General features: G+C 61.2%; 13 protein-coding genes and 1 pseudogene. 5 read left to right on the top strand and 9 right to left on the bottom strand.

Annotated elements, in window-relative coordinates:
* The first annotated feature begins 157 nt into the window (after positions 1 to 157).
* From CO731_RS15465 to CO731_RS15445, 4 genes are all read left to right on the top strand, one after another.
* Positions 158 to 790, top strand: a complete 633-nt coding sequence (locus tag CO731_RS15465; RefSeq protein ID WP_055968931.1) for a hypothetical protein — start codon at positions 158 to 160, stop codon at positions 788 to 790.
* 945 nt (positions 791 to 1,735) lie between these two features.
* A complete protein-coding gene (locus CO731_RS15455; RefSeq protein WP_159091646.1) occupies positions 1,736 to 3,127 on the top strand; it encodes a hypothetical protein in 1,392 nt (463 codons plus the stop codon).
* Positions 3,124 to 4,401, top strand: coding sequence for a glycosyltransferase family 2 protein (locus CO731_RS15450; protein WP_108607879.1), 1,278 nt, complete (start codon positions 3,124 to 3,126; stop codon positions 4,399 to 4,401). The genes CO731_RS15455 and CO731_RS15450 overlap by 4 nt, the downstream gene beginning before the upstream one ends.
* Before the next feature lie 10 nt (positions 4,402 to 4,411).
* The gene (locus CO731_RS15445; RefSeq protein ID WP_108607878.1) at positions 4,412 to 5,422 is read left to right on the top strand and encodes an HlyD family efflux transporter periplasmic adaptor subunit; all 1,011 of its coding nucleotides are present in this window, start codon (positions 4,412 to 4,414) and stop codon (positions 5,420 to 5,422) included.
* A 219-nt stretch (positions 5,423 to 5,641) separates the two neighbouring features.
* Here the strand turns inward: CO731_RS15445 and CO731_RS15440 are convergent, their stop codons facing one another.
* From CO731_RS15440 to CO731_RS15410, 7 genes and pseudogenes are all read right to left on the bottom strand, one after another.
* On the bottom strand, positions 5,642 to 6,097 hold the full coding sequence (locus CO731_RS15440) for a YbaN family protein (protein WP_199914477.1): 456 nt from the start codon (positions 6,095 to 6,097) through the stop codon (positions 5,642 to 5,644).
* 16 nt (positions 6,098 to 6,113) lie between these two features.
* Positions 6,114 to 6,328: pseudogene (locus CO731_RS29335) on the bottom strand (biliverdin-producing heme oxygenase); the annotation flags it as partial.
* Positions 6,329 to 6,387: 59 nt separating this feature from the next.
* Positions 6,388 to 7,530: an alpha-hydroxy acid oxidase gene (locus CO731_RS15430; protein ID WP_183260713.1), complete on the bottom strand. Its 1,143-nt coding sequence runs from the start codon at positions 7,528 to 7,530 to the stop codon at positions 6,388 to 6,390.
* A 146-nt stretch (positions 7,531 to 7,676) separates the two neighbouring features.
* On the bottom strand, positions 7,677 to 8,024 hold the full coding sequence (locus CO731_RS15425; protein WP_108607876.1) for a VOC family protein: 348 nt from the start codon (positions 8,022 to 8,024) through the stop codon (positions 7,677 to 7,679).
* Positions 8,025 to 8,094: 70 nt separating this feature from the next.
* Entirely contained in the window at positions 8,095 to 8,892 is a 798-nt protein-coding gene (locus CO731_RS15420) for a xanthine dehydrogenase family protein subunit M (protein WP_108607875.1), read from the bottom strand.
* A 121-nt stretch (positions 8,893 to 9,013) separates the two neighbouring features.
* Positions 9,014 to 11,365 (bottom strand): xanthine dehydrogenase family protein molybdopterin-binding subunit, encoded by a 2,352-nt coding sequence (locus CO731_RS15415; RefSeq protein WP_108607874.1) that lies wholly within the window; start codon positions 11,363 to 11,365, stop codon positions 9,014 to 9,016.
* Between the two features lie 122 nt (positions 11,366 to 11,487).
* Positions 11,488 to 11,988, bottom strand: a complete 501-nt coding sequence (locus CO731_RS15410) for a (2Fe-2S)-binding protein (protein ID WP_108607873.1) — start codon at positions 11,986 to 11,988, stop codon at positions 11,488 to 11,490.
* A 273-nt stretch (positions 11,989 to 12,261) separates the two neighbouring features.
* Between CO731_RS15410 and CO731_RS15405 the strand changes: the two genes are divergently transcribed.
* On the top strand, positions 12,262 to 12,960 hold the full coding sequence (locus tag CO731_RS15405; protein ID WP_245439366.1) for a fumarylacetoacetate hydrolase family protein: 699 nt from the start codon (positions 12,262 to 12,264) through the stop codon (positions 12,958 to 12,960).
* An 11-nt stretch (positions 12,961 to 12,971) separates the two neighbouring features.
* Here CO731_RS15405 and CO731_RS15400 read toward each other — a convergent pair whose 3' ends face one another.
* Entirely contained in the window at positions 12,972 to 13,475 is a 504-nt protein-coding gene (locus CO731_RS15400) for a MaoC family dehydratase (protein WP_108607871.1), read from the bottom strand.
* Positions 13,476 to 13,544: 69 nt separating this feature from the next.
* Entirely contained in the window at positions 13,545 to 15,053 is a 1,509-nt protein-coding gene (locus CO731_RS15395; RefSeq protein WP_108607870.1) for an ATP-binding protein, read from the bottom strand.
* Between the last annotated feature and the right edge of the window lie 15 nt (positions 15,054 to 15,068).

Here is a 15,068-nt window from a genome sequence, read left to right as displayed (position 1 = left end):
CCACTTTTGTCGGCCAGCACACGATAGGCACCATTGGCCGTCGACCTGCAGGCAGTCAGCCAACAATTCCACGACACAAATCATGATACGGTGGGGATATTGGTCCTTGATTTTTTGAATCTCTAAGCTTCCGATAGGTCCTGCACGAGGCCGCGTCATGCCCACCGATAGTCAGTACATTCTCGAAAGCATCAAGCAGGGATGCGCGACGCTTAGCGATGACGAGTTCGTCATCGATAGGCTGGTAAAGTATTACGGTAACGGGAGAATCCGGTGGCACGTCGAATTCCGCGAGCATAGCATTGAACTGACGACGGGCCAGATCAAGAAGCAGCCTACCTTTCGAAGGAAGATACTCGAACAGGCTGGTGTGCTGCCGCCCCAGCGTGCCGGGGCCAACTACCGGCGATGGGCTATCGACCTGAGGAAGAATGCCATCGAGCTTCCTTGGCGGGACAGGCCGGTCGATGCCGGTTTCGCCATTGATAGGCTCGCCAGCCATGGGGATGGGCGCTGGATGGTTGAATACCAAGGCAAGGCGATCAAGTTCACGACGACCAAACTTCGCAGGCAAGTCAGTTTCCGCAAACGCATGCTGGCCAAGGCCAAGGTGTTGCCGCCCCAACTGAACCCGGCTGCCTATCGGAAGTGGGTGGACTGGCTCATTCAAAACGCCACCGAGGCTGCACCGCGCACCGAGGATGCCTCGATGACAGAGAAAAGCTGGCTTGATGACCTACCAGAGCTAGCCGGCTGGCAAAATGAAGCACCGCCCCAAGCAACCAGCTAGGGCGGCAGTTTCCAAAACAGAAGCCATCGAGCCAAAGGGGCAGCGGACGGTATCTGCTCGATGCAAGTACGATCCGCTCAGATCGATATGTCCTGGGTTTCGCCGCTGCTTAGTTTCATTGTTCCTTCGAAACTTCGCCGGGAGATGCGCCGTAGCACAACAGTGCCGGCCCATTCATTCGAGCATCTGACCGGAAATTCTGTCTCCGTTGATCCTGGCTCGAATCCAGGTTCCCTAGGCAAACTGGACGCCGCGGCAGATAAATAGGAACGGATATCACGGCGAACATCCGCGTTGGAGCGGTGACAGCCTTCGGCTGCAGTGCGCCCGAAAAGGGCTATCGGCGGGCCCCTCGTGGGAACGAAAAAAGAAGAGAAGCAGAACTTTCGTGCGCGGTTTTTGCACACGAACACTGGTAACATATTGATATTACTTATCTATCTTCCCCATCCATCATGGGGGCAACGGCGACAATCTGCGCACCGTCGGCATAGAGTTTCGTCATGGCTTCTTCGAAATATGGAGCAGCGAACGCCTGGAGATATGACGGCTCCCTAGCACATCAAGGCCACAAGGCCAAATCGCCCGCCTGACGTGCTCTCCGTCGATTGCGACGGGACATCGCGTGTTGAACCGGCAGTCTTTTTGGTGGTGCGCTTGGGCTAGGCGGGTCGCCTGCGAGAATGATGCGTCGTCGGCTGGCCTTCGATACGGGATCGGGTGACGGACCCGCGGAAAGCGGCGCCTGGCTATATGGGCGGGGCGGATTCGCCGGTTGCATTCGCGTGTGGAGATGGCCGACCGTAGATCGAAATAGCTAGCGGCATTGTAGCTCTTATATGCGATTGACCTGCATAGAATGAAGGTTAATTTTTAGTCATTCTTGTCGGAATTTAGCCGACTTCGACATATGTCTTGCCCTTCCATTTGCAGCGGAGTCGCTTCGTGTTGAGTCGAAACTTCTCCTCAATCGAAAAGCTCGAAATTTCCGAGCATCATTTTCATCTGCCGAACTACACTTCAGCCGAATATTGCAAGTCCATCTGGGAGCAATTCGACATACCCGCTCCGCGTGTAGCCTTGCTCCCTCAGGCGAGCAGACAATTCGGTAATCTTCGCAAGATTTTCGAAGTCGTCGACAGCGGGGATGCCGATGCCATCGTACTGACGGACGAGCGACACGTTCTGGCACTCGATGATTTCCGAAGCGCCAGGGGCCTCTGCTTTGTGCCAGTCGTCAATGCGACGGGCCGATCCAGCCATGTCACTGACGTCGATTTTGATGTCGCGGACCCTCAATCGATCATCAAGACGGCAGGCGTCATCAGCAAGTTCGCCGAAAGAAAATCCCGACTGTCACCCAAGTTTATGCTGGCGGACTCGCCGGCCTCAAGACTGCTGGCGCACCTGTTTCTATCAGGCGAAACCCTCACGCCGGTTCGCGTCCCGGAGTCCAAGTATTTTTTCGCCATGAAAGGATTCCTTGACACCAACTCGACGGTGCTGGTCGCGGAAGCTCTTGCAAACCGGGGCTGGTTGGAGAGGCATTTCGTCGACCGGCATCATCAATGTGACAAATGCGGCTCGCACCGGCTTGTGGTGAGGGAAGAATGTCCGGCCTGCCGGTCAGCCAACCTCGATGAAGCAAAGCTGATCCATCACTACAGTTGCGCCCAGCTTGGCCCGGAGGTCGATTTTCACCGCGACAACGCTCTTATCTGCCCGAAATGTAGCAAGCAGCTGCGAAACTACGGGAAGGACTACGATAAGCCGGGAAGCGTGCAAATATGTGGCGAGTGCCGCCACACGACTTCTGAGCCGGCAATCGGGTTTGTGTGCCAGGACTGCGGAGCGGGAATCGATGGTCAAAGGGTAGCGACAGTCGATCTGCACTCCTATGCCTTGACCGATTACGCCACCTACCAGTTGACCGACGCCGCGCGGCAGGCACTGCATTCGCCACCACAACTAAGGGACTGCCCGGACGGGCTGCAGAAAGAGCTTCGCTCGTTCACGAATGACCTGCCGGTCCTGCACGATTGCGTCGTTGCCGAGTTGATCTATGAAGCCCGCGACGAGATCGTACGTCGGCGCGGGGAAGCGACTTTTGCTGCCCTCCGCAGATTGTTCGCCGAAAACCTCCAAGGCCATCTGGCGGGGATGGCCACTGTACATCCGTCTACCGAGCGCGATTTCGTGCTTTTTTTCCATCTGACGCAATCCGACAGGGACACTGATGCACAGGTCATACTCAACATGTGCGAAGCCGTTCTTTCGGACCACCTGCAGCCGAGGCTGCGCATCTTGTGGGGCGGTTCGGACGGGGCAATTGCGTGACCGATATCGAATTCGGCCTCTCGTTCCTGTATTCGCAGACCCTGTCGAGCGTAGTTGTGATCTTCTGGTACACGCTGGTGTTCGATCTGCCGCGCTACGCCCTGCCCTTTGCTGCGGTGGCGCTAAGCCAAAAAAGACAAGCAGCCCAGTCCGACCCAATCACGCAGCCCCATCGCAAGCCCTTCAAAGTGAGTGTTGTCCTAATTGGCCATAATGAGGCCGATTCTATTCGGGCTTGCGTCCGCTCGCTTAGGGAACAGTCTTTTTCCGACTTCGAGATCGTGATTGTCAGTGACGGCTCAACCGACCGGATGAGCAAAGTGGCGTGTGAGATTGTGGGTTCCGGCGACGCGACCTGTGTCCTCTCGACCGATGTCAGGGGCGGCAAGTCAAGCGGCGTAAACCTCGCCTGCGAGATCGCCAAAGGCGACATCATCATTAACGTCGATTGTGACTGCTCGTTCGATCGCTTTGCCATCGAAGCGCTGATGCGCGCTTTTGACGACCCTCGGGTCGGAGCGGCCTGTGGTGACATCGCCCCACGAAATGCCGACGCAACGCTGATGACGCAGATCCAAGAAATCGAATATTTGCAATCCATCTCCGTGGGCAAACGTTTCAGCGGATCGATGGACCAAGTAACCTGTTGCTCGGGAGCATTCGGAGCCTTTCGCCGTGAAGCGTTGGCTCAGGTTGGCGGTCTCGACGTCGGCGGCGGCGAAGATCTCGATGTCACCATTCGCATGCGCCAGGCCGGCTGGCGGATTGCGTTTGTGCCGGATGCGCTGTGCTACACCGACGTGCCGGAGTCGGCTTACGCCTACATTCGACAGCGTTTGCGATGGGAACGGGACGCTTTCTGGCTCAGATTCAGAAAGCATCGTCGGCTGCTCAATCCCTTTGGGACCAAATTCCGCCCCGCCGAGGCGTTTCACCAATGGGACTTTGCTCTTTTCAGCGTCGCAAGCACGGTCGCATTCCCCATCTACCTTCTCTGGCTTGCCACCCATTTCGGGCCCGAAGCCATCCCGATCCTGATATCCCTCCAATTGGCTTTGCTACTGCTCGACGCCGGAATGCTCGCCCTGGCAAACCAGATAACCCGCCGGGCTGCCTTTGGACGAAACTTGCCTTTCCTGCCGGCCTATTCGCTGTTCATGTCGTATGTGATGCGCTTTGTGCGGCTGACCGCTTATGTCGACGAATGGTTTGCTTCAGGCTCGCATCGCGACAACTATGTGCCGGCGAAAGTGCGTCTGCTTAGACCATGGTGAGCACGCATTGATGCAACACATCCGCAAAAGGACGCTGCTGGATAATATCGACAAGCAGCAAAGATCGCACTCGGGGCGCCTGGGCAGGACGATCTACCTCCTGTTGCTGGCGGGCTTTTTCCTGCTGGTTGCGTATTACCTCGCCGGCTCACTGGTCATACTGTCCGCTGACGGGATCGTGCTCAACGAGAAGCGCGTTGTGGCGGCGAGCTATCCCGCCACCATCGTCAAGGTTCTCGTCAGCGAAGGCGACGTTGTCGACAAAGGCGCCCTGCTCGTCGAGCTCGAGTCCTTCGAAATGGTCAAGGAAATCGCCGACCTCTCGGTGCGCTCCAGCGAAATGGTGGTGAAAGAGACCGAGTTGCAAGGACAGTCGACGACGATATCCACCCTCCTTCCACTGGCGGAGCGGGCATCGCGCGAAAGCGGCGAGACGGTATCCAGACTCGACCAGATAGCCAGGCAGGGGCTGATCCCGATGCGGACGCGCGATGACGCCGTGAGCACAAGCTTCCAGGCGACACAAAGGCTGGCTGAACTGACAGCAAAAAGCCTGGACAATCACGCACAGGTTCGGATGGTTCGGGCGTCACGACAAGTCGCTGAGAACGCTGTCACCAGGCTGAAGGAAATATATGATGACGGAAAAATCCAGGCCCTGACTGCTGGAGTGGTTGGTTCCCGCGTGCCGGTTCCCGGTCAGTTCGTACGCCCTGGCGACGAACTTCTTCAGATCAATGGCGGGCGGTCCTACATCTTGGCCTACCTCCCGGATGAGTATTTGTTCCCCGTCACCGAAGGATTGAAAGTCGACGTCAGTGCTGGGAGCGATCGCAGCGAAGGCACCGTCGAAAAAGTGCTCCAGATTGCTGATGCCCTACCGGCAGAGTTTCAAAATATGCTGCGACCAAGGGATCGTTCCCGGCTGATCCGCATTGCGTTGCCCCATGCGAATCCATTCGCTGTTTCCCAGAAAGTCGTCGTGCGTGGCTGCGTTTTCGGATGGTGCTGGGTAAAATGAAAGCAGCACCGGCCTCTCTCGTGGCGGAAAGAGCCCGGCGTAGGCTACCGCTCACGTTGGCCAGAACGAACGCGATGAGATCGGAGTGACCCTGTCCCGGACGACATGACGTCGGTGGGAAGAGCCGGTTTCTACGGCTGGCCTGCAAGTACCTGCCACTGTCGACGCCAAATCGCTCTGGTCATGCCAGGTTTTCTCTCGTCGCCGAACTTCCCGACATCAGTCATCGTCCCTGCGAAGGGTCGCGAATTCCGGCTTCGGCTTTGGATCCGGCCGTGTCGCCACATAGAAGGCACCGCAGGCGACGAAAATCGCGACTGCCGTGGCGACCAGCACATCAGGTCTTCCAAGCAAGAACAGTCCGTAACCAAGCGCCATGCCGAGCCAGGCCATGATCTTGGCCCTGCGCGGGATGGCACCCTCCTCGCGCCAGGCCCGCAAAGCTGGACCGAATCGCGGATGATCGAGCATCCATGCCTCGATCCGCGGTGACGAACGGCCGAAACACCATGCCGCCAGGATCAGGAAGATCGTCGTCGGCATGACCGGCAAGAACGCGCCGATGATGCCGAGGGCAAGCATCAGGATGCCCAGCGCAATCAAGCCCGCCCGTCGCGCATTGAAGGCCGCGCCGTTGGCCACGCGGCGAAACAACGACGTCATCCTGCCAGACATGCCCTCACGATAGCCTTCATCCGAATGTCTCCCTTACCGGCCCATGCACGCGGCGAAATGCGGACTCTGCCCCGGCGACGACGCGGTCTTCCTCTTCGTCGCTCAGTTGCAGCGCATCGAGTGCGGCCTTGAACGTACGCCCGTGCAAACCGCGCCTCCAGGCGCCGGCGCAAGATGCCTTGCACCGAAGGTTTGGGAAAGCCCAAGCTTGGCCGCCTCCTTCAAAAGAAAGCCGCGCCGAGATTCGATCCTTTGGACTCTTCGCCGCGCGCGCGGTCGTGCTTCCAGACTCAGCGACGCGCGATGATGCGGCTGTCGACGTCCTGGATGTCGCGCAGGCCGCAGAAGGCCATGGTGATGTCGAGCTCCTTGCGGATGATGTCGAGGCAGGTGGTCACGCCCGCCTCCCCGCCAGCGCCAAGGCCATAGAGGAACGAGCGGCCGATGAACACGCCCTTGGCGCCCAGGGCCACAGCCTTGAGGACGTCCTGGCCGGAGCGGATGCCGCCATCCATCAGCACTTCGATGCGGTCGCCGACGGCGTCGACGATGGCCGGCAGCGCCGAGATCGATGATATCGCCCCGTCGAGCTGGCGGCCGCCATGATTGGAGACGATGAGTGCGTCCGCTCCGCTTGCCGCAGCCTTTTCGGCATCCTCGGGATCGAGGATGCCCTTGAGGATGAGCTTGCCGCCCCACTGGTCCTTGATCCACTTCACATCGTCCCAGCTCAGCGCCGGGTCGAACTGTTCGGCTGTCCACGACGACAGCGAGCGCAGGTCGGTGACGCCCTTGGCGTGGCCGGCGATGTTGCGGAACGTGCGGCGATTGGTGCGCAGCATGTTCAGGCACCAACGCGGCTTGGTCGCCAGGTTGATGATGTTGGGGATCGTCATGCGCGGCGGCGTCGACAGGCCGTTGACGATGTCCTTGTGGCGCTGGCCGAGGATCTGCAGGTCGAGCGTGAGCACCAGCGCCGAACACTTGGCCGCCTTGGCGCGCTGGATCAGCCGCGAGACGAAATCGCGGTCCCTCATGACATAGAGCTGGAACCAGAACGGCTTGGAGGTGTTTTCGGCGACGTCCTCGATCGAGCAGATGCTCATGGTCGAAAGCGTGAAAGGGATGCCCGCTTTCTCGGCCGCACGCGCGGCGTGGATCTCGCCATCGGCATGCTGCATGCCGGTCAGGCCGGTCGGCGCGATCGCCACCGGCATCGAGATTTTCTCGCCGATCATCGTGGTTTCGAGCGTGCGGTTGCGCAGGTCGACGGCGACGCGCTGGCGCAACTTGATCGGCACGAAGTCGCTCTCGTTCTCGCGATAGGTGCTTTCGGTCCAGGCACCGGAATCGCAATAATCGTAGAACATGCGGGGCACGCGGCGCTTGGCGATTGCGCGAAGATCGGCAATCGAAGTTATCGGACGCGCCATTCGTGTAAGCTCCAAATTCTGTTGATGTTCCAAGCCTGCGCGCGGCATGTAAGCCGCCTTCGCTGCGGATGCCAAGAGGCTGCAGCGCGGCGCGCAGACTTCTAACCTCTATCTGCCTCAAGCGCCCACAGACTTTCGCCGAAGGCTCAGTGGGAAAGGATATTGATCACATTGCCGAATGGGTCACGCATGTAGAAGCGCCGCACGCCCCAGGGCTCGTCGACGAGCTCATAGATGATCTCGCAGCCCGCCGCCTTGGCCCGCCGATAGACGGCATCCACATCGTCGACCTCGATTGACAAGGCCGGCACCGGCGTCCCCGAACCGCCCTCCCTGGCAACGCTGAGCTGTGGCGACATCGCACCGTCCGTTGCGAATGTCAGTATCCAGCCATGATCCATGACAACATCAAGGCCCAGCAGATCGCCATAAAATGCCCGAGCCGCATTGGGGTCGGATGCGTACAGATTGGCGACAATACGTCGAACGGTCATGCCGGCTCCTCTCAGGCAGCATTATGGAAAAGGGGCCCGAAGGCCCCTTCCCCAACATCACGCGGCTCGATCAAGCGTTGGCCGCCATGACCGCACGCTTGGCCATCACCACCACCAGGTTGGCGCGGTATTCCGGAGAAGCATGCAAGTCGGCCATCAGGTTCTTCGACGGCACCGAAACGCCCTCGAGCGCGGAAGCCTCGAACTTCTTGGTCAGCGCCGCCTCGATCTCCTTGGAGCGGAACACGCCGTCATCGCCGGCCCCGGTCACCGCAGCCCGCACGCCCTCCTTGCCCTTGGTCACGAACACACCGGTCATGGCGTAACGTGACGCCGGGTTCGGGAACTTGGCGTAGCCGGCCTTGGCAGGTGCGGTGAAGGTCACGGCGGTAACAATTTCGTCATCCTTGAGCGCGGTTTCGAACAAGCCCTTGAAGAACTTGTCGGCAGCAAGCTGGCGCTTGTTGGTGACGATGGTCGCTCCAAGCGCCAGGAGAGCCGAGGGATAGTCGGCCGCCGGATCGTTGTTGGCGACAGAACCGCCGATCGTGCCGCGGTGCCTCACCGCCGGATCGCCGATGTGGCTGGCAAGCGCGCACAGCGCCGGGCAGACCTTCATCAGCTTCTCGTCGTTGGCAACGTCGAAATGCGTCGTTGCAGCACCTACGGTGACGGTCTTGCCCGAGACCTTGATACCCTTGAGGTCGGCAATGTGGTTCAGGTCGACCAGGTCGGACGGGGCCGCGAGGCGGGTCTTCATCGCCGGGATCAGCGTCATGCCGCCCGACAGGTACTTGGCGTCACCGGTCTTGATCTTCTTGACAGCGTCCGCGACCGAGGTGGCGCGATGATAGTTGACGGAATACATTTATCTTTCTCCCTTCGGGGAAAGAGCGAATAGGGAGTAGCGAATAGCGAGTAGGTTTCTTTCCCGGCGCTGTCGCTCTTCTCTTCCCTATTCGCTACTCCCTATTCCCTATTCGCTTGTCTCAGTGCTTCGAACCACTGCGCAACGCCGCCCAGACTTTCTGGGGCGTCGCCGGCATGGTCAGGTTTTCGTGGCCGAGCGCGTCGGTGATGGCGTTGATGACCGCCGGCGGCGAACCAATGGCGCCGGCCTCGCCACAGCCCTTGATGCCAAGCGGATTGCCCGGACAAGGCGTGTTCGACGTCGATATCTGGAACGACGGCAGGTCGTCGGCACGCGGCATGGTATAGTCCATGTAGCTTGCCGTCAAAAGCTGCCCGCTGCCGTCATAGATGGCCCCTTCGAGCAGCGCCTGGCCGACGCCCTGCGCGATGCCGCCATGCACCTGCCCCTCGACGATCATCGGGTTGATGATGTTGCCGAAGTCGTCGGCTGCCACGAACTGCACGATGTCGGTCTTTCCGGTCTCCGGATCGATCTCGACCTCGCAGATGTAGCAGCCGGCGGGGAAGGTGAAGTTCGACGGATCGTAGAACGCCGTTTCCTTCAGTCCCGGCTCCATGCCTTGCGGCAGGTTGTGCGCGGTATACGCAGCGAGCGCCATCTGGAACCACGGCACGTTCTTGTCGGTGCCGGCAACCTTGAGCTGACCGTTTTCGATGACGATGTCGCCCTCGTCGGCCTCGAGCAGGTGTGCGGCGATCTTCTTGGCCTTGGCCTCGACCTTGTCGAGCGCCTTGACGATCGCCGACATGCCGACAGCACCCGAGCGCGAGCCATAGGTGCCCATGCCCATCTGCACCTTGTCGGTGTCGCCGTGCAAGATAGACACGCTGTCGAGCGGCACGCCGAAGCGCGAGTTGACCAGCTGGGCGAAGGTCGTCTCGTGGCCCTGGCCGTGGCTGTGCGAACCGGTCAGCACCTCGATGGTGCCGACAGCGTTGACGCGCACCTCGGCCGATTCCCACAGGCCGACACCGGCGCCGAGCGAACCCACCGCAGCCGAAGGCGCGATGCCGCAAGCCTCGATGTAGCAGCTCATGCCGATGCCGCGCAGCTTGCCCTTCTTGGCTGCCGCCGCCTTGCGCTTGGCAAAGCCGGCATAGTCGGCCTGCTTCATCGCCGCATCGAGCGACGTGCCGTAGTCGCCCGCGTCATAGCACATGATGACGGGCGTCTGGTGCGGGAAGGCGGTGACAAAGTTCGAGCGCCGGAGTTCAGCCGGTGAGACACCCAACTCACGCGCGGCGATCTCCATCGTGCGTTCGAGCACGTAGGTAGCTTCGGGCCGCCCTGCTCCGCGATAGGCATCCACCGGTGCGGTGTTGGTGTAGACCGTGCGCACATTGCCGTAGATCGCCGGGATGTTGTACTGGCCCGACAGAAGCGTGGCGTAGAGGTAGGTCGGCGTCGCCGAGGAGAACAGCGACATGTAGGCGCCGAGATTGGCGATCGTGTCGACCTTGAGCCCGACGATCTTGTTGTTCTTGTCGAAGCCCATCTCGACCGTGGTGTGATGGTCGCGGCCATGGGCGTCGGTGAGGAAGCTTTCGGTACGGTCGGCCACCCACTTGACCGGCACGCCGGTCTTCTTGGACGCCCACAGGCAGACGATCTCCTCGGGATAAATATAGATCTTGGAACCGAAACCGCCGCCGACATCAGGGGCGATGACGCGCAGCTTGTTCTCCGGCGCGACATTGTAGAACGCGCTCATCACAAGGCGAGCGACATGCGGGTTCTGCGACGTGGTCCAGCAGGTATAGTGATCCTCGGCCTTGTCGTAGTGGCCAAGGGCTGCACGCGGCTCCATCGCATTGGGAACCAGGCGATTGTTGACGATACTGACGCGCGTGATATGCGCAGCCGTCTTGAGCGCGGCATCAGTTGCCGCGGCGTCGCCGATGCCCCAGTCGAAGATCAGGTTGCCGTCCGCCTCGGGATGGAGCTGCGGTGCGCCCTTGCCCAGCGCCTCGAGGGCGTCCGACACCGCCTTGCGCTCCTTGTAGGTTATCTCGACGGCTTCCGCCGCATCGCGCGCCTGGCCCTTGGTCTCGGCAATGACGATGACGACCGCGTCGCCGACATAGCGCACACGATCGACCGCCAGCGGCGACCATGCGCCCATTTTCATTGGCGAGCCGTCCTTTGAGTGGATCATCCAGCCGCAGATCAGGTTGCCGATGCCGTCAGCCTTGAGCTGCTTGCCGGTCAGCACGCCGATGACGCCCGGCATGGCTTCGGCCGCCTTGACGTCGATCTTCTTGATGTCGGCGTGGGCATGCGGGCTGCGCACGAACGCCGCGTGCTTCATGCCGGGCACGACCATGTCGTCGACATAGCGCCCCGCGCCGGTGATGAACCTCTTGTCTTCCTTGCGCGCGACACGCGCGCCAATGCCTTCGATTCCCATCTGAATTCCTCCCGAATTTCAAAAAGCGAATAGCGAATGTAGTGGTTGGCGATTTGAGCAGTGCGCTTAAGCGGAGGGACATCCCTATTCGCTATTCGCTACTCCCTATTCGCCCCCCTTCCTCACGCAGCCTTTTTCGCCTTGCTCTTCGATGCCTTCGACATCGTCTTCGAAGCGGCGAGGATCGCCTTGACGATGTTGTGGTAGCCGGTGCAGCGGCAGATGTTGCCTTCGAGTTCCGCGCGCACGGTGGCTTCGTCGAGCCCTTCGGGATGCCGGCGGATCATGTCGGTCGCGGTCATGATCATGCCCGGCGTGCAGAAGCCGCATTGCAGGCCATGATGTTCCTTGAAAGCGGCCTGGACAGGATGCAGGTCAGCGCCGTTGGCGAGCCCTTCGATGGTTGTGACGGTCGACCCGGAGGCCTGCGCTGCAAGCATGGTGCAGGATTTCATTGCCTTGCCGTCGACATGGACGACGCAGGCGCCGCATTGCGACGTGTCGCACCCCACATGGGTGCCGGTCAGACCCAGATGCTCGCGCAGGAAATGGACAAGAAGCGTGCGGTCCTCCACCGCGCCGCTGACCTTTCGGCCATTGACGACCAAAGATACCTCCGACATGAAACCTCCCACTGTTGCCGCGACCGGCCAGGCAGACCCCGCCCTGTCAGGTGAGCAAATCCTATCCCCGCAAATCAAGGCTGCAAGCGACTTTTTGGGTCCAGACACGCATTGCGTGCAGGCCAGCGAAGAAAATGAAGATTGTTTGGTAGCGGCATGACTTGCGGCGACTTGGCCAAGCCAGCAACGGTCGACGTCGCGCATTGCGATTGGAAGTGGAATGCACGGTTGGATCATGCCAAAAGCCTGCATCACATTGACAGGAGGCTGCCCGTGGCCACTTTCGTATTCGCTCCGTCCGCGCCAGCTTCGGTTGCGATCTCCGGATCGTCCGAGCGCTTTCCGGTCCGGCGCATCTTCTGCGTCGGTCGCAACTACGCAGCGCACGCGCGCGAAATGGGCAACGACCCGGATCGCGAGCCGCCCTTTTTCTTCGGCAAGCCCGCCGACGCCGTGGTTGATTCCGGCGTCACGATCCCCTATCCGCCGCTCACCAACGACCTGCACCATGAGATCGAGCTGGTGGTCGCCGTCGGTCGCGGCGGCTCCGACATCGATGCAGCTGAGGCGTTGGGTCACGTCTGGGGCTATGGCATAGGCATCGACTTCACCCGCCGCGACCTGCAGGACACGGCCAAGAAGCTAGGCCGCCCCTGGGACTGGGCCAAGGGTTTCGACCGCTCGGCGCCATGCGGACCGCTTATCCGTGCATCTGAGATTGGGCACCCCGCGAAGGGGCGCATCTGGCTTGCCGTCAATGGCGAGACCAGGCAGCAGGGCGACCTCGCCGACATGATCTGGTTGGTTCCCGAGATCGTTGCCATCTGCAGCCAGTCGATGGAACTGAAGGCAGGCGACCTGATCTTCACTGGTACGCCGGCAGGCGTCGGCGCCGTTGGGCCCGGCGACCGCATCACCGGTGGCGTCGATGGTGTCGGCCAGATCGCAATTTCAATCGGCGCGGCGCAATAGCAGGTGGCGGCTCAGGCCGTGGCCTTCTTGCGCCGCTCGTAGAGCATGATCAGCGTCTCGGCGACAAGCGCCGGCTTGGCTTCGCCCTCGATCTCGATGGTGTTCTCGCCCTTGAGCAGATATTGCCCGGGGCCTTTGTCTTCCATCGATATCAGCACCGAGCGCATGCGCACCCGCGAGCCGACCTTCACCGGTGTCACGAAGCGGACCCTGTCTAGGCCGTAGTTGAAGGCAGCCTGGGTGTTTACCGGAATGACGCCCATGTCCTGGATGAACGCACCGATCATGGACAGCGTCAGGAACCCATGGGCTATCGTCGTGCGAAACGGGCTTTGGCGCCGAGCGCGCTCGGGGTCGACATGGATCCACTGGCGGTCGCCGGTGGCTTCAGCAAAGCCGTCGATACGGCTCTGATCAACGACCATCCAGTCGGAAACGCCGAGTTCCTGCCCGATCTTCTCGCGCAGCTCCTCGTAGGTTTCGATTGGTTTCGACACGCTTCCTCTCCCCAGCATTAGGCAACATTTTGCCTGTGGGGACCATGTACGGGGCGCCTTTGTCAACCTCTGGCAGGTGCACCGAGGCTACTCGGCCGCCTCGCGCTCGGCAACGTCGTCTATCCTCTCGGGATCGCCCAGGGCCGTTTCGCAGCCAAGCTCAGGGAAAGCCACCGAGCGCTTGCCGTGGAAGTCGGTGCGCACGACAACCAGCCCCTGCTCCTCGAAATAGGTAAGCAGGCGCCGCGCCCGACGCGCCGAATGGCTGCCATAAGCGTGCGCGATGGCCGCATCCGAGGGGCAAGGCGCGCCCTTCACCGCCGCCTGCGCGACGATCAGGAACACCGCCTGCAGGTCCTCAGGCAGTGCGGCGGACATGCCGAGCGCCTGCTGCCAGGTATCGCTCGATGCGGTCTCGTCGTCGATGCCCGAGCGCGCCACCGCATAGCGGCGACGGAAGTTCGACAATGCAGGCGGTTCACCCTGCATGCGCTTGATGCGGCAACGAACCAGGAAATCCTGGTAGAGCACGGCGTCTGTTCGGAACGCCGCGTCCGGGTCCTCGACCATCTCGCGCACGATGGTGTCGATCAGCGCCTCACGCTCGGCTTCGTCGAACAGCGGGAATATCGGCTCGGCCACCGGCGCCGATGCCTCGGCGCGCACCTGGGAAAGCTGGGCGATGATGTCGGCCGTCGGTGTCGGCGTTGGCGGCACCGGACGCCGCACGGGGTGACGCGCCTCCAACGGAGCGGGTGCGAAAATGAGCTCGCGGGTATCGTCGCTGGCGTCCGGCAGCGGCATCAGCTTGGGGCTGACCGAACGCGCCGACGTTTCGACCGGACCGATCGCAACCGGAAGCGGCCGGCGCGACATCGCCGGTCCGAGGGCCACGAAGTTTCCGCGCGCCAGGTCGCGGAACATCTCCGCTTGACGCCGTTCCATGCCGAGGAGATCGGCGGCGCGCGCCATGTCGATGTCGAGGAAGGTTCGGCCCATCAGGAAGTTGGACGCCTCGGCGGCGACGTTCTTGGCGAGCTTGGCCAGGCGCTGCGTAGCGATGACACCGGCCAGCCCGCGCTTGCGGCCGCGGCACATCAGGTTGGTCATCGCGCCGAGCGAGATCTTGCGCGCCTCGTCCGACACCTCGCCGGCCACCGCCGGCGCGAACAGTTGCGCCTCGTCGACGACCACGAGCACGGGGTACCAGAAGTCGCGCTCGGCATCAAACATGCCGTTCAGGAACGCGGCCGCGCCGCGCATCTGCTGCTCGACGTCGAGGCCCTCCAGATTGAGCACGACGGAAACGCGATGCTGGCGGATGCGGCCGGCGATGCGGGTCAGTTCAGCCTCGGTGCGCTGGGCGTCGACCACGACATGGCCGAAGCGATCGGCAAGGGTAACGAAATCGCCTTCGGGATCGATGACGCATTGTTGCACCCAAGGCGCGCTCTGCTCGAGCAGGCGGCGCAGGAGATGCGACTTTCCCGAGCCCGAATTGCCTTGAACCAGCAATCGGGTCGCCAGCAGCTCTTCGAGATCAAGTTGAGCCTTCGTCCCGCCGGACGCCGCCCCCATCTCGATGCCTACCTTCATCCTTTTCCCCGGTCG

Source organism: Aminobacter sp. MSH1, assembly GCF_003071665.1.
Classification (GTDB): Bacteria; Pseudomonadota; Alphaproteobacteria; order Rhizobiales; family Rhizobiaceae; genus Aminobacter; species Aminobacter niigataensis.
Note: the sequence above shows the minus strand (reverse complement) of the source record. Positions and strands in the feature narration are given on the sequence as shown.

What these genes read in the sequence shown, in the direction of transcription:
- CO731_RS15400 (WP_108607871.1), bottom strand. Translation starts at nt 13,475, where the DNA reads ATGCTGGGGAGAGGAAGCGTGTCGAAACCAATCGAAACCTACGAGGAG.
- CO731_RS15410 (WP_108607873.1), bottom strand. Translation starts at nt 11,988, where the DNA reads ATGTCGGAGGTATCTTTGGTCGTCAATGGCCGAAAGGTCAGCGGCGCG.
- CO731_RS15425 (WP_108607876.1), bottom strand. Translation starts at nt 8,024, where the DNA reads ATGACCGTTCGACGTATTGTCGCCAATCTGTACGCATCCGACCCCAAT.
- CO731_RS15430 (WP_183260713.1), bottom strand. Translation starts at nt 7,530, where the DNA reads ATGGCGCGTCCGATAACTTCGATTGCCGATCTTCGCGCAATCGCCAAG.
- CO731_RS15440 (WP_199914477.1), bottom strand. Translation starts at nt 6,097, where the DNA reads ATGTCTGGCAGGATGACGTCGTTGTTTCGCCGCGTGGCCAACGGCGCG.
- CO731_RS15465 (WP_055968931.1), top strand. Translation starts at nt 158, where the DNA reads ATGCCCACCGATAGTCAGTACATTCTCGAAAGCATCAAGCAGGGATGC.
- CO731_RS15420 (WP_108607875.1), bottom strand. Translation starts at nt 8,892, where the DNA reads ATGTATTCCGTCAACTATCATCGCGCCACCTCGGTCGCGGACGCTGTC.
- CO731_RS15445 (WP_108607878.1), top strand. Translation starts at nt 4,412, where the DNA reads ATGCAACACATCCGCAAAAGGACGCTGCTGGATAATATCGACAAGCAG.
- CO731_RS15415 (WP_108607874.1), bottom strand. Translation starts at nt 11,365, where the DNA reads ATGGGAATCGAAGGCATTGGCGCGCGTGTCGCGCGCAAGGAAGACAAG.
- CO731_RS15395 (WP_108607870.1), bottom strand. Translation starts at nt 15,053, where the DNA reads ATGAAGGTAGGCATCGAGATGGGGGCGGCGTCCGGCGGGACGAAGGCT.